The following is a 22,884-nucleotide window of genomic DNA, read 5'->3' as shown; positions in this document are numbered from 1 at the left end:
CCTAGGTTCCATCTGTACATTCCTTACAAACTCCCTATATCATTCTTAACCTATTGTAACGCTTATCAAAAGCAGTTGCTCCGCCTTCCATGATATTACAAACATGGTCCCTCACGGTTTGTTCACATAAACCGCCTGACTCCAACACCTGAACTTGTCCAGCATGGAAATGAAGTACATTTACAAACTCAGCATCACCATTGACAACGATATTAGGGTTATGCGTTACCATAATGATTTGTCTACGCTTCTTATTCTCATGTATCTGAGACACAATCAGCTGGTAAATAAGGGCGTTATCTAAGTCATCTTCAGGCTGATCAACGATAATTGGATTATCACCATGACTAAGCAAAAAGGCTAGAATAGCTGCCGCTTTCTGACCAGCTGAACCTTTTTCAATGTTCTCAAACTTGCCTTTTTCTATGTCCTTAGCATATTCAACAACAAGTTGATCATCAGGCCACCAAGTTATCAATCGATCAAACGTTTCAGGTTGTTGTGAAAGCTTTTGCACGAGTGAAGTTTTCAAACGATTATCTATTCGATATGGTGGTACATCGTCGCCAGAGGCTAAGGATAAAGTAGCGTCTTTTAACTTGCTGACCTCTCTTGCAACGCCCTTCAGGTTTAATTCCTTAGAAAGTAACTCATATAACAAGCTATTTGTTTGGTCATCCTGATAGATTGATGTAGCAAAACTTGCCTCCACTCCGATGTGCTCTCTAAACTTTTTCTCTATCGTAGTTTTGTTCGAAAACGGCAAAAGCTTCATTTTCACATAACGATTTCCACCAATTACTTTCCTGATAAATTTTTGACGCTTTATCTGAAGCCTTCTTCTCAACACGTACAGTTTTCTAAGTGACTTATCGCACTGGTCTTTTTTGATGTCTAGATTCGTTTGTACTGTTTCTAGCTCTTCCAACTGAGTGTTGATCTCATTGCGTTGAGTAAGCCAAGACTCATACTGCTCTGGGTTCAGTTCTTCCCCTTTGTCAGCATACTCTTGAACAACTTGTTCATAATGCTGTGTAGCTTCTACACCTTTTAAGTACCAACTTGATTTGCTGATTGCATCTGCTCGATCTTGTTCAGCTTTTGTAATTAGCTCTTTTAGCTTTTCCAGTTCTGCTTGAACAGAAACTAAATTCCCTTTGAATGCCGCCTGTATTTCTTCTAACTCTGTGACGTAATCAGGCTTGTCTTCGCCTTCTTCTATGAGGCTAAGCTCCGCAAACTCCTCAGACAGCATGCCGTCTATAGAATCAACTAAACCAGAGACACCGGCTGCCTTTTCAACTTTCTGTTTTTCAAGTGTAAAAGTTTGGTAGGCATTAAAGATGTCTTTATGGCCACCTTTCTCGAAGCTTTCGATATCACTATTTAAGTCGTCTTTTTGTGATTCTAAGGTGCCTTTATTATCAAGCCGCTCCTGTAGCTGACGTACTTCCCGACAAAGCCCTAAAAACTTGTTGCTCTCAGCATCAAACTGATACTTCCATGCAGAAAGATTAACCTCGTTTGAGCGATCAATAATTTCTAATAAGCTGTTCGTATTGCTTGCCAGTGCATTGATTTGTTTTTGGCTGTACAAACTTACATGAAAACGCTCTTCGGGCTTTCCGTTATCAGGAGACCACTGGTCTTCTTGTAGCTTATTGATGAAGGGCGCTGTATTGTGTTTCCAAATCGACTGGTATGCTTCATCTCTTCGTCGAAGTTCAACGCAAATTTCAGTATCAGCTTTTGTAACACCTTCTCTAAAAGAGTGAACTTCTTCCTGGATCTGCTCAAGTTCTGCTACTTCACTTTCACGCCCTAATGCCAATCGAACAGACTCAATAAATGTCGATTTACCAGAGCCTCGGCCACCGATAACAGCATTAAATAGAGGGTGTAATTCAAATATCGCTGGCTGACCAGGAATGCGACCGCAATGACGCATTTGCGAAATATTCAATTTCTTTAAGAATAAATCTGGGGTCGCGTTAGGGTTATCAACACTATTATCGACACAAAAGCCATGATCGTGTAGAGCTAGTTTTAATCCATCAATAGAGGGCTGGCTCATTTTTATCCACGAATACCTCTTACCCAATCGACAACATTCATGGGCATCTGAACCTTGAAGTTTTGCTAAGTGCCCAGCCGCCTTTGAAAGCTCTGGGTTAACCGTATCGAGGAAGGCTAAATTGACAAACTCAGCGGCTTCAATCTCATTCAGCCACGATTCAATCTCCTGATTGGTGTTTGTTATTCCGTTTAACAGTCCTTTAGGCCCATCAATATGCGCAGGTATCGCCGCTCCACCTGCTTTCTTTACAATAGAGATAACCTTATCAACAGACTCCGTTGCACAGGTCTCTTCAGCGTCACCATGCGCCTCCGTAATACCGCACTGACCTAGAATAGCTGCAATCTTTGCAGAGTTACAAGAAGGGTCAAAAATAGCCAAAACATGTACACGGGATTGACCTGTACTTACGGTTATTTCACAACCAGGAAACAAGTGAAGCGGACGATACCATTCAGCATTCTTATCAAATTCAGAGTATGTTGCTTTTAGTCGATCTATCCAACCACCCGATACATGGTCGGTGATAGCCACGCAGTCGACTTCTTCAGCCATTAAGGCTTTTAGCCAATCGGTTTCAGTCTCTGCTGGTTTCTTGTAATCTGACGATGCTGGCGTATGAGTATGAAAATCAAACTTATACCAGCGGCTTCCTAAATATTCATTACTCATAGTTACATTGCCCCTAAGATAAATTTTGACAATATTATATCATGTTGTTTTTTTCGGTTTTTTTTCGGTTGTTCAGGTACAGAGTAGTATCAAAACACGATGAGGTTGCCTTAAAAAAGAGTCCGTTAGACCCTTAGGTAGCATAGGAGCCCGTATTCCTTCAAATTTGATTGCTTCTAGGAACTTTATTCTAAATTAGAGCTTCTCAGCAACTCTTCCTGCCCAATCTAAGATTGATTCGGTTGGAATACCAGTCGGGTGGCCATCTACAGACTTAGGGTGAGAAATGCCAATATGCTTTTTGAAGCCAAACATGGCGTCCATTTCTTGTGTTGGCCATCCAAGAGATTTTGTCACCACGCCTTTTTTGATTTGAGAAAACTGTTCTTTCCAGTTACGAGTATCGTTCTGCCGCACGCACTTGGTAGAGATCCATTTATCCAAACCTGTTACATCTATTTCAAGCAAGTAATTAACATGACCGTTCCGTTCAACGACAACGCATCGAATCGTTCTCTTGGCACCAGAGTCAATCAAGTGGCATTTACTACGCCCAATCTGATCCAGTTCATGAGTGTAAGAGTCAATAATTGTACAGGCATATTTTTCCTCTAACATATGCACCATCATGTTAAAGGCCGTAAAGCGAGAGGCATACTCCTCTGATCTATCAGTACAATCTTGCATACCTCCGCCCATGTCTGCCGAAGGTATCTCACCATTACTGCCAGGCTCATTGGTACTGACCTTATCACCAGCTTTCTTAGCTGCATTTTTGCTTCTATCTGGCCGATGACTCCTTTTGGACGTTGTTGCTTTCGACGTTGAAAAACGATTTTTAAACCTTACTGAGCAAGTATTTTCACCTAGTAAGAATGCATGATTAGCATCGGAAGCCTCACGATCATCATCGATAATATGATCTTCTGGGCGCTCGTATGGTTCAGGGCATTCTCCACCAGTGGTTGGCTCTTGGCCTTCATCTGGATGCGTAAAAGAAGGGCTATGGAAATAGACCCTAGACGGCATTTGAGCATTAATTTCAATATCCGTGATCTTTTCAACCAGAAAGTAGCGGCCACTTGCATCAAGCCGGCCTTCATATGAGAAAGACCACCCAGACATTTGAGGAGGGTCGAAGTGAAATAGCCAGCGCTTATACCCCGCAGATACATCTCGGTCCTTCTCGACGTTAAAATATCTAAAAATCGATTCAAATGAACGCTTTGCATTGCTATCAATAAGCAACCAGCTCAACATTGCTCTTGTTGCAGAATCATTGAATGCCGAAGGAGGAAAGTTTGATGTTTGCAACACTTCGATATTGGCATAGTCCTCCTCGGTGTTAACTTCGACCTTGAAGTCTGTAAGCAAACGAGAAGACATTAATGACGCTCGCGATAAGTAAGAGCTGGCATAAAATAGGACCCTTGCCAACTCTAGCTGAGGAATAATCAGTTTAGGGGCAGAAACTCGGTCTAATACAAATGCATGTTGCTCTGACTCTTTCTTTCTTAAAGACTCTGCTGACTCTGAGTCGGGGAACTCACTCAAGCTACTGTGTCGAAGGAACTCATTACTTCTAAATTTATGACGCCCTCGTTTAGCGTAACTTTCTGATAACCCTCTTTGATTAATTATTTTTCCTCGATACAAAGCAGGAACGTTAGAAAATGCAGTCGCATGAAAATTATTTTTCTGCTGTGGGGGATAGCACCAAACTTCAATTGAAGGCCGGTAAGATGAATCACTTGTTCGTACTAATATTTTACCTGTATGGACTATACGTACATCATCGTCACACTTGTAAAACCTGGCTCCCATATCATTCCCTTATTTGTAATCTGATCCTTTAGTTACCCAGCCAAGTAAATCTGCGATAACTGGCATTATTCTTTCATTGGGGAGGCTTGCTGAACGCATCAATTGCCAGCGACTCATTCCTGAACCTGTTTTTGATTTTGCGATTACAGCTATGACTAGCCGACGAGCTTGAAACTCAAAGACGCTTTCTTGATACCGATTCAAAGCAAAAGATAGCAAGGGTAATAAGTTCAGTTTTTTGCTCACCGAACCGTAATCATCTAGCTGCTTAAGTAAGAAATTTTTGCTTCTTCGAGGACCATCAACAACAGTATCTAATCGTTCTACAATCCTAATAAGCTGCTTAGTTAGTGATCGGTCTCTTGCTCTCCAATCTACTTTTTTCTGCCTTACATGAGGTTGGGATTGATGGACTCGATTGAAAGCTAATAGCCAATCTCTATCATTTCGGTACAGCCAAGCATACAGTGCACCACCACCAGGAAGTTTGCGTGCTCTCTTAACCGGGGCGTTACCTATTAAGTGACGCCACAGCTCACGTTTTTCTTCACTTGGATTTGGCACAAGCTGAGCATTGTCCTTCGGGATCGATACCGTCACTTTATCTTTTGATTTTACTTCTTTTATGATCTCACTAGCCGACATTTCAGGAATAAAAGCACACCAAACCGTTAAGTGCTGTAGATAGCTAAAAGCTTTACGATGACGGCGAAATAACGTGCGAAGCCAGTTAGTATCTCTATCAGAATTGATGGTTAGCTCAGGGGTAACGATCTTGCTTACAACTAAGTCCGCAATCTTATCGTGAGCAACCTGTTTAGGGCCTTTTCCACACCCAAAGTCGTGTGCTAGATGATTGTAGAAAAGGCTCCATTGATGCTGAGTCGGGGAGACTTGGGCTGGTAAACACATTACCTCTTTAGCTTTGCTCGCTAAGTAAGCAAACTGCTGCGCTGTTATATTCTGGTGGTTACATAAAAAGGGCTGACATTGTATTCGGCCACATGCATGGTACGTGTGCCGACTATCATGGTAAGAGGTTGTCGATTTATTCAGAAGGCCGTGCTCAGGGCAATAAGGTAAGGATGGTAAAAACCACAACCTAGACCAATAACTTTCCCCAAATTTTTGTTTTTGCTCCGCGACACAAGCTGGGCAAACACAAAAATCATCTGATGTTTTTACAATAGAAGCTGGGGCTCCTAGCATTAGATGAACAGAGCCCTTAGCGCAATGTTCCATTCGCTCCATCGCTCTAACCCTAATGCTTTCGTCAACAAAAGGAGCGTAAATCGGGAACATTGTATGTTCATAAATAAGCTGTTGGACGTCAAATCGTCCCGTGTTAACTAGCTGCTCTGATATTGAAGATAAATGACTAGGCAGGTCAATTGTCGCAATCACTTTTCTGTCACCATACACTTCATCTAGTAGCTGTTTAGAGCTTGTTATCGCACTGCGAATTCCAGCTCTAGCTACTAAGCTATAGGTTAATTCATCTGGGTAAGGGACAGGGAAGCAACGCAATATTAAACCGCCTTTTCTAGTAATGACTGAATGTCTAGAATCAGACCCGAATTTGACATTGCGGTGTACACTTCGCGATCAGAATCAGATTGAGAGTGAACAAACCTCAAATCCTCACTATCAAGGGTATGCCATTGCGCCTGTTTAATTGAGGAGGCCCTCTTGCCTTTACTTGGCTTAGGCTCTTTTTTAGATAGTAACTGTTCAGGGTTAGTGAGTTGCTCATGTACCAGTGGCAGTAAGCTGACCCATGTCAAATCTGGATTCAGGTCAAACAGCTGTCGTATTACAGGAGCTAAAAGTGTTGAGTCAAACTCGTCTTTTAGGGCCATATATACACGTCGCTCTTCATCGGTTCTGAGCTGTTGATATGCAAACTCCTCTGGTGTCTGCTTAACAGTTGTTGCTACCTGTTTTTGTAACTCAAGTAACCTTTTATCAGTATTGCTTAGTTTAAGATCTGAAAACTTAATCATTTCTTCAACATCACCTGAGCGAAGCGCTGCTAGCATTGGATGAACAGGTTTTAATTCATCCTCATAAACTTGTTGCATTAATTTAGGTGTGATCCTTTCTACTTTTGTCGCTATTGCTCTCAACTGACACAGGACATATAGCTTAACCACAATATCTAGAACACCTTGGCTCAGGTCATACCATAGAGAACGAATGTCATCCGACAGCACCTCATCACGTTTTTGTAGCCATTGAAGAGTCCATAACTTATCCGTGAGCGCTTTCCATTCTCTTCCTTCTTCCATTGGATCCCAAAAAATCGCTCCAAGACCAGAGCCTCGCCTTGCAGATCTCATATCAGCCTCAAATATCTCACGAGCTCGTGGTGTCCCGACCAAAATCACAGGAAGACCAATGGTATTTACTAACGTCACAAAGAAATTGAGCATTTTCTCAGAGCCACCAGAGCGAGAACGACTAAGGTGCTGTATTTCATCAATAATAAGAACACCTACTGCGTGAGCATTTGCAACCTGAGCCATTGCTGCTAAAAGTGTTTCAATACTCGGCCTTTTGCTCATCGAGTATTGTCTTTCGTAATTTGATGTTCCTAACGCTCTATCCATCGCACGAAAAAAGTTCAAGCACAGCTCTTTAAGTGATCCATCATGGGAGCAGTCAATTTTTAGATAGACGACTTGCTCAAGGTTTCTGTCAGGGTGGTAAATAACTTGAGGGTATAACGACAAAAGCTGCTTGATCGCTGTTGTTTTGCCATTACCGCTACATCCAATCAATGTCATACTTTGGGCTGTAGAACTAACTTCCGTGAACTTTATCGCCTTTAAATCACCAGTTAATACACGTTCGTAACCATTTTGTATATGTCTTGCCCAATCACCTGTTTCGGGGTTTCTTCCAACATAACCACGCCGTATCATCAGTGACAGTCGTTCGTGCAACTGTATGTGCTGACTGAGGGGTTGAAAAAAATCATCAATAACACGACAGATACTATGCGCTCTTTCAATACCATTTCGATGGATATCTTCTGCGGTACACCTCAACGAGCCCTTTAGAGCACTCGAGTCGTCCAAGAAACTATTTATTGGAGGTAGTGCCTCTATCAGCGGGTTACCTCGATAAGCTGAGAGTGTTGCACCTTGATAGACTGCAACTACACGATGATCTTGATTTCTCTTCATCAGCTATCACCCTCATCATCAAAGAGCTCCGGTATGAAGTCAGGCAGTTGATAACTTTCCTCCTCTCCATGTATAGGTATAACCGGTGCAACTTCTTCTTGTTTTGCCCTCGCGGGCTGTATTGCTAGTTCCTTTCTCTCTTGCTCTCGCGCATTCCGTTTATTGCCTTTGATGTCATTTATCTTTTGCGCGTTGCTCAATGTACTGGTTTTACGATTTTTTGTAGCTTTCTTCAGTTTCTTTTCAAGAAGATCATCAAAATCTCGTTCTACGGGTGCAAATTGATACTTAGCTTCAGCTAAAATCTGCTTTTGATCTGCTTGACGCTCCCATACTTGATACCAAGTTAGATCACGGAACTCTCTACTTCGACTAGAAAGATCACAAACCCAAAATGTATTTTTTCCTTCTTCAGGAAACAGATATATGTGATTAGCAGAACCAAGCTCATAGGCTGCAAATAGTTTTTTAGGTCTAGACACTTCCGAAGAACGGTGCATCCAACCTGTCTGAATAATTTCTTTTCCTGTGTAGGTTAATCCCCATAACTTTATGCCCAATTCAGATACAGTGACTTTTTGACGAGGTAACAGCAGTATTTTTGCAATATCCGTATCAATAGCTCGTAAACGCCCAGTACGATTCTGTAGGCCCCACCTCCAAAGCTCAATAGGGATCGATGGAAGGCTTTCTGGCATATCAGGAGCACGATCGTACTTATCCAATGGCTTGTTTAAGTTGTGAGCAAGTATTGAATAGAGCAGTATTTCAATAAAGTCTGATCTCGCCACAGCAGCTTCAACTCTATAGTCTCTTTCACCATGCTTCTTAACCTTGTTACCAGTTACGACACCTGGCATATAGGGCTTGAACTTAGCCTGCAATGTACCAAATGATCTCTCGACAATGCCTTTAGCATCGCCTCTTCGAGGTAGAGCACTTTCAAGGCGAACACCAATAGCATCAACCAAATAATTTGCTTGATGGCTCATCAATTCGCCACGATCAGCCAGCAACACATCGGGAATGCCTATGCATGGCCACTGTTCTTCTAAAATATCGATACCATATTTTGCGCAAGTTTCTATTTTGCTGCTAAAGCTGCATATCAGTGCTTTCATTGCAACGGGGAAAGATGGGTTATCGAAACCAATATAAAACCCTGCAACCATACGGCTAAAAACATCAATGACCATATAAATCGTCGGCCGACCGATAACCTTGTCTGCATCGTCATCATCGACCAAGTAAATATCTGCAATGGTGGCATCAATCTCATATCGACTCCCTGGGCCTAAAGCTTGCTCGGTTGCAGTTCCATGTAGTGGCCTAACATCTTTATTGTAATTGCCTTGAGGTGTTTGAACGGTAAGCTTTGTGACATTGCTATACTCGGTTTTGTAGAAGTATCTAAATTGGCGGAGTGTTGGAATTTCATGCTCTTCAACACCTGGGTTCTTTAACTTATATGCTTTTGAAAACTTTCTATGTGCATAAGCAACGGAGTTCCCTTTATCATTCATCAAATATTTATCACAAATAATTCGGAACTGTTTTCTGATTTCTTCAGTGACTTGTTTGCCATCACCGACACCGTAAACCCTAGACTTACCAGCTTTATTTGTTGTGAAGTTTCTTCTCTTTCCGGCAGCGCCTGAGTTTTTGTAGTCTGGTATTAGGGCATTTTTTATTTGTCCACGCTGCCAATATCTCCGAACTAAACGATAGATGGTCGATTTGGTTTTATTTGAATTGGCAACCGCATGACTAACCCTTTTTGCTCGAACCCTTTTGTCAAATGCTCCTTCACCATCTACGATAGGCTTAATCAAATCAAAGTCGTTCTGCCTTTTCTGATATGCATTTGACTCTTTGGTCCAAGACTCTCCTTGAAGGTATGAATAAGGGTCCGGAATTTTTTCTATACGCCCTTCATCAACCCAGTTCCGGCATTCATCAAAATAGACTCTTTCCGGTAAACCTTTATCCTCATCAATAGCAATCCAATAGAAGTAATTTGTCTCGGTAAAAAGCACGCGGTAAGCCTTACCGTCAAACGCTAGAGTTTCGTTAACTGGCCACATTACGATGCCCCCCGAACAAAGAAACGCTTCTAAACGCAATTTCTTTCGCTTTCAAACGATGAAATGGTAAACGAATATCGAACGTTATAAGCCTTGCTGCACACATTAAACGAATATCATAAAGCGACTGACCAAGATCTTGCTGGTATGCCATGTCATACTCTTTACACAGATCAACGACTTTTCTTTCTGGGTGTTGAACAAAATAAGCACTGATATGCCCAAAAGTAAGCGATAGCTCATCCGTTATTACTTCATCAAAGTACCCCTTAACCCCGTATAACCACTCAATATTCGATACGACTGTTTTGTCTATCTCTTTATCTGTTACGAGGAACCAGGGGATTCTTTTTAGCTGCCAATAACGGCGTTCTATTTCTAGCTTCTCAATAGTTCTCGGATCTTTTAAGTCTTTGGAATGTTTTGCTTGAATAGCGAACTTGGGCTGAGTTTTAGAAGCGGTGCTAACCAAAAAGTCAGAGGACATGACAAGATTTACCCCTCCTTGCGAAGGGTGCCAAAGTTGACCGTCCTTGGAAATATTGAGAGTGTCATCTCTGTTGAGTGGAAACTGCTCACGAATGTCTGTTACGGCAGGGTTATGGTCTAGAAGGAGAAAGACTGCGAACTCAAGATCCGATAGTACATGATGAATCCGCCCCGTTAGGTGAGAGTAAACTCTCTGAGATCGACCTTCTGAAGGAACCTCATTGACATACAGCCACGGCTTATAGCCAGAAAGCCTTCCTGCACCTCGGCCTTCACTTATCCGCTTGATGATCTGCTTTTCAGTTAAAACGTACTTTGATTTTGCCATAACAAAAACCCGGTCAACTTTTAATCAGTTTAACCGGGTTTAAAAAGTTTTCAACTTTAGTGGTACAGTTTCAAACTTTAATGTCACAGTTCCAAACTTTAATGTCTACCGACACTTGGATTTTTGCTGTTAAGCGTAATTACTCAACCGTTACCGCTTTCGCCAGGTTACGTGGTTGGTCTACGTCCGTACCTTTGATCAGTGCTACGTAGTAAGACAGCAATTGCATTGGGATGGTGTAGTAGATCGCCGCCGTGATTTCACTAACGTGAGGCATCGTGATGATCTTCATTGTTTCATCGCCTTCGAAGCCTGCGTCTGCATCTGCGAATACATACAGAAGACCGCCACGCGCACGTACTTCCTCAACGTTTGATTTTAGCTTTTCAAGTAGGTCGTTGCTTGGTGCAACCACAACAACAGGCATGTCAGCATCAATCAGCGCAAGAGGACCGTGTTTTAGTTCACCCGCCGCGTACGCTTCTGCGTGGATGTAAGAGATCTCTTTCAGTTTTAGAGACGCTTCCATCGCGATTGGGTAGAACTCGCCACGGCCTAGGAACAATGTGTGGTGCTTGTCTGCAAAATCCGTTGCTAGTGCTTCAATTTCTTTCTCGAAAGAAAGTGCCGCGTTGATTTGCTTAGGAAGTGCATGCAGCGCTTCAACAATCTCTTTTTCTTTCTCTTTGCTGATGCGGCCTTGCTCTTTACCTAGTGCCGTTACCAACATAAGTAGTGCAGAAAGTTGAGTCGTGAACGCTTTGGTTGAAGCCACACCGATTTCAACACCAGCGCGAGTCATGAACGCAAAATCTGATTCACGAACCAGAGAAGAGCCTGCTACGTTACAAATGGTCATCGCCGCCATATAACCTTTCTCTTTTGCTAGGCGAAGTGCTGCTAGCGTATCAGCGGTTTCACCAGACTGAGACAACGTAATCAATAGGCTGTTTGGACGAGTAACAAACTTGCGGTAACGGAATTCAGACGCAATTTCTACATCACAGCTAACGCCTGCAATGTCTTCAAACCAGTAACGTGCCGTCATACCTGCGTTGTAAGACGTACCACACGCCACGATTTGTACGTGTTCTACTTTGCTTAGAATGTCTGCCGCGTGCACACCGATCGCGTCTGTCACAACAGAGTCTGCCGTGATACGACCTTCCATTGTGTTGATCAACGCTTTAGGTTGCTCATAGATTTCTTTTTGCATGAAGTGACGGTATTGGCCTTTATCACCTGCATCATGCTCTGCGTTAGATTCAACAATTTCACGCTCAACTGGCTCACCCGTTGCATCAAACACAGTGACTTCACGGCGAGTAATTTCTGCTACGTCACCTTCTTCTAGGTACATGAAACGGCGCGTAACGTTAAGTAATGCAAGTTGGTCAGACGCTAGGAAGTTTTCACCTACACCAAAACCGATCACGATCGGGCTGCCTGAACGCGCTACTACGATGCGTGAAGGATCTTTGCGATCCAACGCTACCGTGCCGTATGCGCCTTCAAGTTGTTTTGCTGTTTTTTGTACCGCTTCTAATAGCGTTTCTGAAGTACGAAGTTCCCACTCAACCATATGTGCGATAACTTCTGTATCCGTTTGCGATTCAAACACGTAGCCACGAGATTGAAGCAGCTCACGCAGCTCTTCATGGTTTTCGATGATGCCGTTATGTACCACTGCGATATCACCAGACATGTGTGGGTGAGCATTGATTTCAGAAGGTTCACCGTGCGTCGCCCAACGAGTGTGCGCAATACCAGTTCCGCCGATCACTTTTGCTTCTTCTACTGCATCAGCCAATTCTTGTACTTTACCCAAGCGACGAACGCGCGTTAGGTTTGATTCGCCATCAACAACCGCAACGCCAGCAGAGTCGTAACCGCGGTACTCTAAGCGGCGTAGACCTTCAACCAAAATTTCTGCAACATCTCGTTGTGCTACTGCACCTACGATTCCACACATGTGTTTATCTCCGTTTGTAGTTTTGTTCTTCCCTAGCCATGATTTCAAATAGAGGCAGCAAGCAAAGGCCTTTATCCAGAGGGAAGTGAAATATGAAACTGATTACATTATTAGGCGCAAATGACTTTCACGCCATGTTGTTCAATCTGTACTTTATGTTCTGCTTGGATATCTGCATCGGTCACCAACACATCAACTTGATGCCAAGCGAGCTCTAAGTTTGGGATCTTACGGCCGATTTTTTCGGACTCGATCATTACGATCACTTCACGTGACGCTTCTGCCATTACCTTACTTAAGCCAACCAACTCATTAAATGTCGTGGTTCCACGCTCGAGATCGATGCCATCCGCACCGATGAATAGTTGGTCAAAGTCGTAAGCTCGTAATACAGATTCGGCCACTTTGCCTTGAAAGGACTCTGAGTGCGTATCCCAAGTACCGCCAGTCATCAGCAGTGTCGGTTCGCTCTCTAATTCATTAAGAGCGTTAGCAACATGCAACGAGTTGGTCATGACCACTAAGCCACGTTTGTCATTCAACTGTTGAATCAGCGCGGCAGTCGTGCTGCCACTGTCGATCACGATGCGATTATGATCGCGAATCAATGATGCAGCTGCTTTTGCTAAGCTTAACTTTCGAGTCGAAACATTAGCGCCCAATTCTTCGTGAATGACTTCCTTTGGGATAGCAATCGCACCGCCATAGCGGCGTAGAAGTTGGCCGTTTTTCTCTAAAGAAGCTAAATCCTTTCTAATCGTGACCTCTGAGGTTTCGAATTTCTGAGCAAGTTCATCAACGCTGACTTCTCCTAGTTCAGAAACCAAGTTAGAAATGGCGTGTCTTCTTAATTGAGTATTTCGTTTCGACATTTAAGTTTTGACTTTAAGTTTCGATGTGAAACTTATTATAGTCAAACCGAAACTTTCAAGTCCATTTATTTCGATCCAAAAAATTAATATTTCTCGATAAAACCTTGTCCTAAGACAATTCTTAAACAGTGATATTGGATTCATTCAGTGGTAGAATTCGCCACCGAAAAGAAAAAAAATTACAGAATTGAAGGCTATTTTTTTGCAACTTTCTGCATATAAAGTGGGATTAGTCACAAAAAGGTAACCAAAATCGCCGATCTTTTAGTCATAAAATGACTAAACTTGGTGAAAGACTTTCAGAATCTGAAGTTCTAATAATGAGACGAAAAATCGGTGGATGACAGGTACTAAATGTCATCAAAAACGTCCTGACTTCAGAGTAAATAACCGACTTTCAAATTGTAACTATACTTACCGGAGAGTATCTTCCATGAAAAAGACCAAAATCGTATGTACGATTGGCCCTAAAACAGAATCTGTAGAGAAGCTAACTGAACTAGTTAACGCAGGCATGAACGTAATGCGCCTTAACTTCTCTCACGGTGACTACGAAGAACACGGCACTCGTATCGCGAACTTCCGTAAAGTAATGGAAGCTACTGGCAAACCACTAGCAATTCTTCTAGATACTAAAGGTCCAGAAATCCGCACTATCAAGCTAGAAGGCGGTAACGATGTTGATCTAGTAGCAGGTCAAGAATTCACTTTCACAACTGACACTTCAGTTGTAGGTAACAAAGATAAAGTTGCAGTAACTTACGCTGGTTTCGCAGCCGACCTAAACGTAGGTAACACTATCCTAGTAGACGACGGTCTAATCGAGATGGAAGTTATCTCTAAGACTGAAACTGAAGTTAAATGTAAAGTTCTTAACAACGGTGCACTAGGCGAAAACAAAGGTGTTAACCTTCCTGGCGTTTCTGTAAACCTACCTGCACTATCTGAAAAAGATAAGAACGACCTTAAGTTTGGTTGTGAGCAAGGCGTTGACTTCGTAGCAGCTTCTTTCATCCGTAAAGCGTCTGACGTTCAAGAAATCCGTGAAGTACTTGCTGCAAACGGCGGCGAGAACATCCACATCATCTCTAAGATCGAAAACCAAGAAGGTGTTGATAACTTCGACGAGATCCTAGATCTTTCTGACGGCATCATGGTTGCACGTGGTGACCTAGGTGTTGAAATCCCAGCTGAAGAAGTAATCTTCGCTCAGAAAATGATGATCGAGAAGTGTAACCGTGCACGTAAGATGGTTATCACAGCAACTCAAATGCTTGATTCTATGATCAACAACCCACGTCCTACTCGTGCGGAAGCAGGCGACGTTGCTAACGCGGTAATGGACGGTACTGACGCAGTAATGCTTTCTGGTGAAACGGCGAAAGGTAAATACCCTGTTGAAGCGGTAACTATCATGGCTCAAATCGCGAACCGTACTGACTCAGCGCTAAAAGCTGAACTAGGTTCTCGTCTAGACAGCCCACGCCTACGCATCACTGAAGCAGTATGTAAAGGTGCAGTAGACACAGCTGAGAAACTAGCTGCTCCACTTATCGTTGTTGCAACTGAAGGCGGTAAGTCTGCACGTTCAGTACGTAAGTACTTCCCAACTGCAAACATTCTAGCGCTAACAACTAACAAGAAAACTGCTGCACAGCTAGTTCTAACTAAAGGTGTTACTCCTGTAGTTGTTGATTCAATCGAAAGCACTGACGCATTCTACGTAGCGGGTAAAGAACTTGCTCTAGAATCAGGTCTAGGTAACAAAGGCGATATCGTTGTTATGGTTTCTGGCGCTCTAGTTGCTTCAGGTACTACGAACACAGCTTCTGTACACGTGCTATAAGACTGAACTTTTAACACTTCAGTTTCTTGAGAAGGAGGGCTTATGCCCTCCTTTTTTATATGGCTTTCTTGCTCTCATAATAGGCTAATTGTATTATTTACCTCTATCAGAATTTCGTACTGTTTAATTTTATCGTCACGATTAAAGTTTCTATGAGGTGTATGTGTCTAGTCCCACTCTTACCGACAAAGTATTAAGAATGATCCGTCAGGATATTCTCGATGGCGAGCTTAAACCAGGTCAAAAACTCGTGGTTGCCGAACTCAAAGAGAAGTACAACGTAGGAGCGTCACCCATTCGAGAAGCATTGGTGCAATTATCTTGGAGCAAATACGTCAAACTCGAGCCGCAAAAAGGCTGCTGGGTTGCACCTATATGTAAAGATGAGTTACATGACTTGTACGAAAGCCTGCAAATGGTCTCCGCATGCTTACTCAGTAAGGCAATTACGATTGGCGATGAAAAATGGGAACTGGATGTACTAACTGCTTATCACAAGTTATCCCGAGTAAAACCTGGCGAAAGCTTTTGCTGGAGGGAATGGGAAGAGCGCCAAAATCAGTTTCTTACTGCGCTGTTTGAAGGTGCTGGCTCTGTCAATATGTTTGGGTTTTTCCGCGATCTACTCACGCAAATTAAACGCTACCAATACTTCGCGATGCAGATTTTAGGCACAGGGAACCCTGGGCACTGTAATCTCGATGAGCAAGAAATACTGATGAAGGCATCGCTAGACAAAAAGAGTCAGGATGCTTTAGGTTATCTAGAGCGTTATTTGAGACAGTCAATACAGTGTATCGAAGCCGCCATCGACAACCAATGTCGCATACTGGCTAGCGAATAACGCTGAGACTAAAAAGCGGGGGTCTATCCCCGTTTTTTCGTTTTTGTAAAAGCACTAAGCAATATCATCATAACTATGACATAGCGATACGCAGTTACGCCCTGCACTTTTTGACTCATACAAAGCAATATCAGCACATTTATACGTTCTTGTACGATCAGAGGTTAAATCACTATACCCAGCACTGACAGTAATGCCTCTATCACTACGCATTTGAACCGCGACACGTAGCCTGTTCAATACAATTTCAGCCTCTTCTAGTGTTGTATGCGGCATAATCACTGCAAATTCCTCACCACCGACACGAGATACAAAGTCTGTGCTGCGGACTTCTTCTAGGAGGGTTTCTGCGACACTACAAATCACCTTGTCTCCTTCGTCGTGGCCAAGCTCGTCATTAATACGTTTAAAGTGGTCAATATCAAACAACGCCAAACAAGCAGGAGGGCTATCAGGATAGCGTTCAATAATCCCCGCATATTGCGCCAATTGCTCTTCAAATTTTCGGCGGTTCCACAACCCCGTCAAGCCATCTTTTTCGCTTAGGTTTCGTAATTTTTCTTCTAACTCTTTTTGCCCAGAGATATCCACCAGCGACGTAATGTAATAACTCACTTTACCTGATTTGGTTAAATTCGCCTGAATACGCATTATTGCAGTAAAGACTTGATTAAACTTAGTTCGACAACGAATCTCCCCTTCCCATACGTGTTCACTCTTCAGTGTTTTCCAGATACTCAGGTTTGCTTCGAGATCTTCAGGTAAGAGAATTAAATGATGTGCACTCCAACCTTGGGCATGCTTGGTTGAGTAACCCATCATGTTTTCAAACTCTTGATTAACCATGATGATTCTATGTGAAGCATCCGAGATCATCACCGCAGTCATACCATCAAGAGCAGCTCGAGCCAACTTCGATTCCATACTATGACGCCGATAATGCAGAGCAAGGGCTGCCGTCGGCAAAGTGAAGCCGAGCACCAAACTTAGAACAAAAAACGCTTCTTGGATTAAGTCATCAATATCCCTCTGAGCTCGGGATAATAACTGCTCATTGGTAAGATCAATAACCAGATGAAGAGGTTCGCTAGAAACAAACTGGATGGTGCGATACGCGACCAAATTCGAACCATTGTAAGCATAGCCCGAATCTTTTGAATTTAAACTACGCCAAATGTTTGGGTACATCCGGCCAAAATTAAATTGAGAGCGAGCGGGAATTATATGGCCATACAAACGAGCTGATTTAGGGCTATCAATGTAAAATCCGTCACTCTTAATCAGCTCAATATGGAAATCAAGCACTGACGAATAGTTGAGTCGAGAGGATAAATAGTCAATATCAACATTAAGCACAAGATACCCTTCGCGCTTTCCGTTAAGCGAAATAGGCATCAAAATACGCAGTGACGGGCTATAGGGATAGACTAACTCGCCATACTCTCGTTCTAAACCTATCCCCCACGAAGCGATTTCGCCATCGTCTAAGTTCTTAGCGAATTGAAAGTAATCTCGCTCTGACTTATTTTGCAATTTGATCGCGGGCAACGCAGCGCCTGTTTCAATCTCATAATTAATCCTCACTTTTTCTCGACCAGAAACATCAAGAAAGCGAATTTGCTTATACAACTTTTGATTGATTGCGACCGAGATCCACATGTCTTCTAAGATGGAACGGTTCACCCGGTTAGGTTGGCGCAGATATTCATACAGACTTTGGCTGTGACCAAGTAGGTCACTGATCGTTTCGATTTGATCCTGAATATTGCTGTATTCACGGCCAGTATAGGCCAATTGATGTAACGCTTCTTGAGCGGTGTTCTCAACATTGTTTTCTAACAACGTCAGATATTTCTGATAGTAGTAAGCGGCAGTGAGTGCACTAAAAAATAGTGCTGTCGCCAATAAGGTGCCGACTCGCTTAGGTACTTTCACACGTCTAATGCCTATCATGCTTACTAAAACGACAATTATATCATTAATTGTTATTTTCTAAACAAAAAAGCCACTTAGATTAAGTGGCTTTTCTATATGCAATCAGAGAGTTAAGGTTTGAGGGCTCGCTCTCCTCGCGCAATGCCAACGACACCACTACGAGCAACTTCGACAACTTCGGTCACTTCGGATATCGCTTGAATGAAGGCATCTAGCTTTTCACTCGTACCCGCAAGTTGTACGGTGTATTGGGAAGCCGTGACATCCACGATCTGGCCACGGAAGATGTCTGCCGTCCGCTTCACTTCTGCTCGCGCAAAACCACTGGCTTTCACTTTCACCATCATCAGTTCACGCTCAATGTGCTCATACTCGGTGACTTCTTGTACTTTCAGCACATCGATCAGTTTGTGTAACTGCTTCTGAATTTGTTCCAACTGCATCTCATCAGATGTCGTGGTAATGTTCATTCGCGACAGGGTTTCATCATCAGTCGGTGATACCGTCAAAGATTCAATGTTGTAACCACGTTGAGAGAACAAACCAACAACACGAGACAACGCACCCGGTTGGTTTTCCAATAGCAATGAAATAATGTGTCTCATATTAAGTTCTCTCCGTTTTGCTTAGCCACATTTTATCCATACCCTCACCTTTGATTTGCATCGGGTATACGTGTTCGGTTTCGTCTACGTTGATGTCCACAAACACCAGACGATCTTTCATATCCAACGCTTTTTGTAGCCCTTCTTCGAGCTGATCAGGCGTTTCGATACGAATACCGACGTGACCATAAGCTTTTGCAATCGCTGCAAAGTCAGGAACAGAACTCATGTAAGAATTAGAGTGACGACCTTGATAAATAATGTCTTGCCACTGTTTTACCATGCCTAAGAATCGGTTGTTCAGGTTGATGATCTTCACTGGAATGTCGTATTGCATGGCTGTAGACAATTCTTGAATGTTCATCTGAATACTGCCGTCACCAGTCACAACCACGACCTCTTCTTGTGGCATGGCAAACTTCACGCCCATACCAGCCGGAAGACCAAATCCCATGGTGCCAAGACCACCAGAGTTTATCCAACGGCGCGGCTTATTGAATGGGTAGTACAGCGCCGCAAACATCTGATGCTGGCCCACATCAGACGCCACATATGCGTCGCCATTAGTTAGCTTGTGCAGCGTTTCAATTACTTGCTGTGGCTTGATTCGTTCTGGAGACGTTTCATAAGACAAGCAGTTGCGGTCACGCCATACTTGAATGTCATCCCACCATGCAGTGATAGCATCTTGATCATTTCCACTACCTTGCTCTGCAAGCAGCCCGAGCATGGTTGTCAGCACTTTTTCCGCAGAGCCTACGATCGGCAAATCCACTTTCACGTTTTTCGAGATCGATGACGGATCGATATCAATATGCATCACTTTTGCGTTTGGGCAGTACTTTTCAAGGTTGTTGGTTGTACGGTCATCAAAACGCACACCGATACCAAAAATAAGATCCGCTTCATGCATTGCCATATTAGCTTCGTAAGTGCCGTGCATACCCAACATGCCCAGTGAGTTTTTATGTGTACCCGGGAATGCCCCCAAGCCCATCAAAGTACTCACAACGGGTAGGTTCAGTTTGTCGGAAAGCTCTAAAATATGTTCATGAGCGCCAGAAATCACCGCACCACCACCGATATAAAGCACTGGTTTTTTCGCTTCTAATAGCGATTTAAGCGCTTTTTTAATCTGGCCTTTATGGCCCGAAGTTGTCGGCTTGTAAGAACGCATTGAAAGCGTTTCTGGATATTGATAAGGCAGTTTGATTTGCGGGTTCATCACATCTTTTGGCAAATCAATCACAACTGGACCAGGTCGACCCGTAGTCGCGATATAAAACGCTTTTTTGATTGTTTCAGGAATATCTTCCGCTTTTTTTACTAAAAAGCTGTGTTTGACCACTGGGCGGGACACACCGACGATGTCACACTCTTGGAAAGCATCATTACCAATTAGGCTATTCGGTACGTTACCCGAGATAACGATCATTGGGATAGAGTCCATATATGCTGTTGCAATACCCGTAATGGTATTGGTCGCGCCCGGCCCCGAGCACACAAGTACGACACCCGGTTTACCGGTAGCTCGAGCGTAACCATCTGCCATATGAGTGGCGGCTTGCTCATGCCTTACAAGTACGTGTTTGATTTGATCGGTTTTGGCATGCAGTGCATCGTAGATATCCAAAACAGAGCCACCTGGGTAGCCAAAGATCTGCTCTACGTGCTCTTCTATCAGAGATTGAACCACCATCTCTGCGCCTGACAACATTGCTGTCATAATTGCTCTCCTTAGCCAGTTTCCTCACCGTAAGGTCAACGGATTGGTCTGGTTTTACATAGTCTAGGTCTTATTCGTAGCCTAATCGAAATACTTCCACGTTTTCGGCTATGTCTTGCGTTCGTCATAACATCCCGCAAGGTTACCCAACAAATGTAACGTTTTATTATCAAAGGGTCTAATGAGAGATTGGTCTACTTTTTAAACAAGATACTAGTAATTAGAATGTTAGTAGGAATAGCAGCCACACATCTCCTATTTCACAGTACAACCTAGAAACTTAACGCTCAAAAAAAGAACATTATTTCATAAGCTTTTAGCTACAGAGGGCGAAATAGCGTTATTTGACGAGCAGAACAGAAAAAATCAATACAAACAAAAATCCCCAGCAATGCGCGATCACATCACTGGGGATTTTTTCATCAATATAAAATCTAAGTCAGCTTAAGTTACTTTTTATCCGCCTTTTCCTTATACATTTCTTCAATTTCATCTTGGTATTTGTCATTGATGACTTTACGACGAAGTTTTTGAGTTGGCGTTAACTCACCATCATCCATAGAGAAAGCTCTTGGTAACAGTTTAAACTTCTTTACTTGTTCAAACTTTGCCAACTCTTTTTGAAGATCGTTCACACGCTTCTCAAGCATTTCGACCACCTGGTGGTGCTTAATCAACTCAACGCGATCGTGATATTTGATATTCAGCTCTTTCGCGTACTCTTCTAGCGAGTCATAACAAGGCACGATAAGCGCAGAAACAAACTTACGAGTATCCGCAATGACTGCGATTTGCTCGATGAAGTGGTCTTTACCAATCGCACCTTCAATCATTTGTGGAGCGATGTATTTACCACCTGAAGTTTTCATCAACTCTTTGATACGGTCGGTGATGAACAAGTTGCCATTTTCATCAATGTAACCAGCGTCGCCCGTTTTTAGGAAACCGTGCTCATCAAAGGTCTTTTCCGTCTCTTCTGGCATTTTGTAATAGCCACGCATCACCATTGGACCACGAACCAGAATCTCGTTGTTTTCGCCAATCTTAACCTGTGCGCCAGGCATCGACATACCAATAGAGTCGGGGTTAAAACATTTATCATCCCAACACGATACTGTCGCCGTGGTTTCAGTCATGCCGTAGCCCAACTTAACGTTGATACCAATCGCATGGAAGAATCGACCGATGGTTTCATCCAACTTTGCACCGCCACAAGGCATAAAGTTGATTTGCCCGCCAAGTAGCGCACGCAGTTTGCTCAGAACCAACTTATCCGCCAAAGCGTATGACTTACGCAGCAAGAGCGATGGCTGACGTTTTTCTTGATGACAAGCGGCCATTTTTGCGCCCATGTTGACTGCCCAAGTAAACATGATCTTACGATGAATCGGCGCGCGAGACACTTTCTCATGAATCGCAGAGAAGATCTTCTCATAGAAACGCGGTACGGCACACATCACGGTAGGTCGCACCTGGCTCAGTGCATCACGTACTTGCATGGTGTCTTGCAAATAGCAGTTGGTCGCCCCTTTGTACAATACATAAAAGGTCCAAGCGCGCTCAAATACGTGTGATAACGGAAGGAAACATAATGACACGTCACTTTGAGAAAGGCTCAAGCGCTGATCGTGCCCTTCCAATTGCGCCGCAATGTTTGCGTAGTCCAACATAACGCCTTTTGGCTGGCCTGTTGTACCCGAGGTGTAGATCAGCGTGAGTAGATCATCTTCTTTTGCCTGATCTAAACGCGCGTCCAATTCAACTTGATATGTAGCGTCGCCTTTGGCAACAAATGCTTGCCAAGAGATAACGAAATCATGATCGCCAAGTTCTATATCATCAGACATCGCAACAATGAGCTCTAACTGTTCGCACTGGTCGAAAATGCTCACTGCTGCATCAAATTGAGGCTGTTCACCAACAAACAGAACTTTGACGTCTGCATTGTTAATGATGTACGCCGACTGGGCGGCAGTATTGGTTGGGTAAATAGGTACTGTCACGCTGCGTAATTGCAGTGCTGCGATATCAGCGATCGTCCATTGCGGCATGTTGTTCGAGAAAATGCCGATCTTATCTTGGACTCCTAATCCCTGAGCCAAAAGTGCAAGTGATAAAGCATCAACTTGCTGACCAAATTGCGTCCACGTAATACCTTGCCACTCCTCACCCACTTTATGCTTGAGTGCAACGCGTGTACCACCGTTCGCAATTTGTTCACGAATACGTTTAACGATATGAAAATCTAACTTGGCCATTCTTTTACTTACCTTTTGGCTTACAGGCGTAAGCTAATTGAGCGAACAAGTGTACTCACGGCTTGCTAAAACGCAACTGACCAGTATCAAACTTATCACTAATAAGAGACAACTATCACTTATACGTCGCGAACGTACCTCAAATTGCTGAATGATTACTCTAT

At 43.2% G+C, this 22,884-nt stretch carries 14 protein-coding genes; 2 read left to right on the top strand and 12 right to left on the bottom strand.

The window, feature by feature from the left end; translation table 11 throughout:
• Window positions 1-34 precede the first annotated feature (34 nt).
• The 8 genes from R7035_RS06575 to R7035_RS06540 form a co-directional block, all read right to left on the bottom strand.
• Complete coding sequence (locus R7035_RS06575) at window positions 35-2,749, bottom strand: TrlF family AAA-like ATPase (protein ID WP_318146033.1); 2,715 nt, start codon at window positions 2,747-2,749, stop codon at window positions 35-37.
• Window positions 2,750-2,944: 195 nt separating this feature from the next.
• Window positions 2,945-4,303, bottom strand: coding sequence for a Tn7-like element transposition protein TnsE (locus R7035_RS06570; RefSeq protein WP_318146032.1), 1,359 nt, complete (start codon window positions 4,301-4,303; stop codon window positions 2,945-2,947).
• 279 nt (window positions 4,304-4,582) lie between these two features.
• Entirely contained in the window at window positions 4,583-6,100 is a 1,518-nt protein-coding gene (locus tag R7035_RS06565) for a TnsD family Tn7-like transposition protein (protein WP_318146031.1), read from the bottom strand.
• A gap of 2 nt (window positions 6,101-6,102) precedes the next feature.
• Window positions 6,103-7,761 carry an AAA family ATPase gene (locus tag R7035_RS06560; RefSeq protein WP_318146030.1) on the bottom strand — a complete coding sequence of 553 codons (1,659 nt, stop codon included), beginning with the start codon at window positions 7,759-7,761 and terminating at the stop codon, window positions 6,103-6,105.
• Window positions 7,761-9,845 (bottom strand): transposase, encoded by a 2,085-nt coding sequence (locus tag R7035_RS06555; RefSeq protein WP_318146029.1) that lies wholly within the window; start codon window positions 9,843-9,845, stop codon window positions 7,761-7,763. Before R7035_RS06555 ends, R7035_RS06560 begins: the two co-directional genes overlap by 1 nt.
• On the bottom strand, window positions 9,832-10,662 hold the full coding sequence (locus R7035_RS06550; protein ID WP_318146028.1) for a TnsA endonuclease N-terminal domain-containing protein: 831 nt from the start codon (window positions 10,660-10,662) through the stop codon (window positions 9,832-9,834). Before R7035_RS06550 ends, R7035_RS06555 begins: the two co-directional genes overlap by 14 nt.
• Before the next feature lie 139 nt (window positions 10,663-10,801).
• Window positions 10,802-12,634, bottom strand: a complete 1,833-nt coding sequence (glmS, locus tag R7035_RS06545; RefSeq protein WP_033906046.1) for a glutamine--fructose-6-phosphate transaminase (isomerizing) — start codon at window positions 12,632-12,634, stop codon at window positions 10,802-10,804.
• Between the two features lie 110 nt (window positions 12,635-12,744).
• Complete coding sequence (locus R7035_RS06540) at window positions 12,745-13,506, bottom strand: DeoR/GlpR family DNA-binding transcription regulator (protein ID WP_005379701.1); 762 nt, start codon at window positions 13,504-13,506, stop codon at window positions 12,745-12,747.
• A 433-nt stretch (window positions 13,507-13,939) separates the two neighbouring features.
• Here R7035_RS06540 and pykF point away from each other — a divergent pair, with 433 nt between their 5' ends.
• Together pykF and R7035_RS06530 are read left to right on the top strand one after the other, a co-directional pair.
• Complete coding sequence (pykF, locus tag R7035_RS06535; protein ID WP_005379700.1) at window positions 13,940-15,352, top strand: pyruvate kinase PykF; 1,413 nt, start codon at window positions 13,940-13,942, stop codon at window positions 15,350-15,352.
• A gap of 157 nt (window positions 15,353-15,509) precedes the next feature.
• Window positions 15,510-16,196: a GntR family transcriptional regulator gene (locus R7035_RS06530; protein WP_081886409.1), complete on the top strand. Its 687-nt coding sequence runs from the start codon at window positions 15,510-15,512 to the stop codon at window positions 16,194-16,196.
• Between the two features lie 54 nt (window positions 16,197-16,250).
• Here the strand turns inward: R7035_RS06530 and R7035_RS06525 are convergent, their stop codons facing one another.
• The 4 genes from R7035_RS06525 to R7035_RS06510 all read right to left on the bottom strand — a co-directional run bounded on the left by R7035_RS06525 (window position 16,251) and on the right by R7035_RS06510 (window position 22,720).
• On the bottom strand, window positions 16,251-18,131 hold the full coding sequence (locus R7035_RS06525) for a GGDEF domain-containing protein (protein WP_005379698.1): 1,881 nt from the start codon (window positions 18,129-18,131) through the stop codon (window positions 16,251-16,253).
• Between the two features lie 110 nt (window positions 18,132-18,241).
• Window positions 18,242-18,736, bottom strand: coding sequence for an acetolactate synthase small subunit (gene ilvN / locus R7035_RS06520; RefSeq protein ID WP_005379697.1), 495 nt, complete (start codon window positions 18,734-18,736; stop codon window positions 18,242-18,244).
• A gap of 1 nt (window position 18,737) precedes the next feature.
• On the bottom strand, window positions 18,738-20,462 hold the full coding sequence (locus R7035_RS06515; RefSeq protein WP_033906043.1) for an acetolactate synthase 3 large subunit: 1,725 nt from the start codon (window positions 20,460-20,462) through the stop codon (window positions 18,738-18,740).
• A 449-nt stretch (window positions 20,463-20,911) separates the two neighbouring features.
• A complete protein-coding gene (locus R7035_RS06510; RefSeq protein WP_318146027.1) occupies window positions 20,912-22,720 on the bottom strand; it encodes a long-chain fatty acid--CoA ligase in 1,809 nt (602 codons plus the stop codon).
• Between the last annotated feature and the right edge of the window lie 164 nt (window positions 22,721-22,884).

The organism is Vibrio sp. 1731 (assembly GCF_033339955.1).
GTDB lineage: Bacteria > Pseudomonadota > Gammaproteobacteria > Enterobacterales > Vibrionaceae > Vibrio > Vibrio alginolyticus.
The sequence above is the reverse complement of the archived record's forward strand: the minus strand, read 5'-3'. Positions and strand labels throughout refer to the sequence as shown.

Coding starts and splice junctions, on each gene's coding strand:
- glmS (WP_033906046.1), bottom strand. CDS start 12,634: ATGTGTGGAATCGTAGGTGCAGTAGCACAACGAGATGTTGCAGAAATT.
- R7035_RS06575 (WP_318146033.1), bottom strand. CDS start 2,749: ATGAGTAATGAATATTTAGGAAGCCGCTGGTATAAGTTTGATTTTCAT.
- R7035_RS06555 (WP_318146029.1), bottom strand. CDS start 9,845: ATGTGGCCAGTTAACGAAACTCTAGCGTTTGACGGTAAGGCTTACCGC.
- ilvN (WP_005379697.1), bottom strand. CDS start 18,736: ATGAGACACATTATTTCATTGCTATTGGAAAACCAACCGGGTGCGTTG.
- R7035_RS06515 (WP_033906043.1), bottom strand. CDS start 20,462: ATGACAGCAATGTTGTCAGGCGCAGAGATGGTGGTTCAATCTCTGATA.
- R7035_RS06510 (WP_318146027.1), bottom strand. CDS start 22,720: ATGGCCAAGTTAGATTTTCATATCGTTAAACGTATTCGTGAACAAATT.
- R7035_RS06550 (WP_318146028.1), bottom strand. CDS start 10,662: ATGGCAAAATCAAAGTACGTTTTAACTGAAAAGCAGATCATCAAGCGG.
- pykF (WP_005379700.1), top strand. CDS start 13,940: ATGAAAAAGACCAAAATCGTATGTACGATTGGCCCTAAAACAGAATCT.
- R7035_RS06560 (WP_318146030.1), bottom strand. CDS start 7,761: ATGAAGAGAAATCAAGATCATCGTGTAGTTGCAGTCTATCAAGGTGCA.
- R7035_RS06540 (WP_005379701.1), bottom strand. CDS start 13,506: ATGTCGAAACGAAATACTCAATTAAGAAGACACGCCATTTCTAACTTG.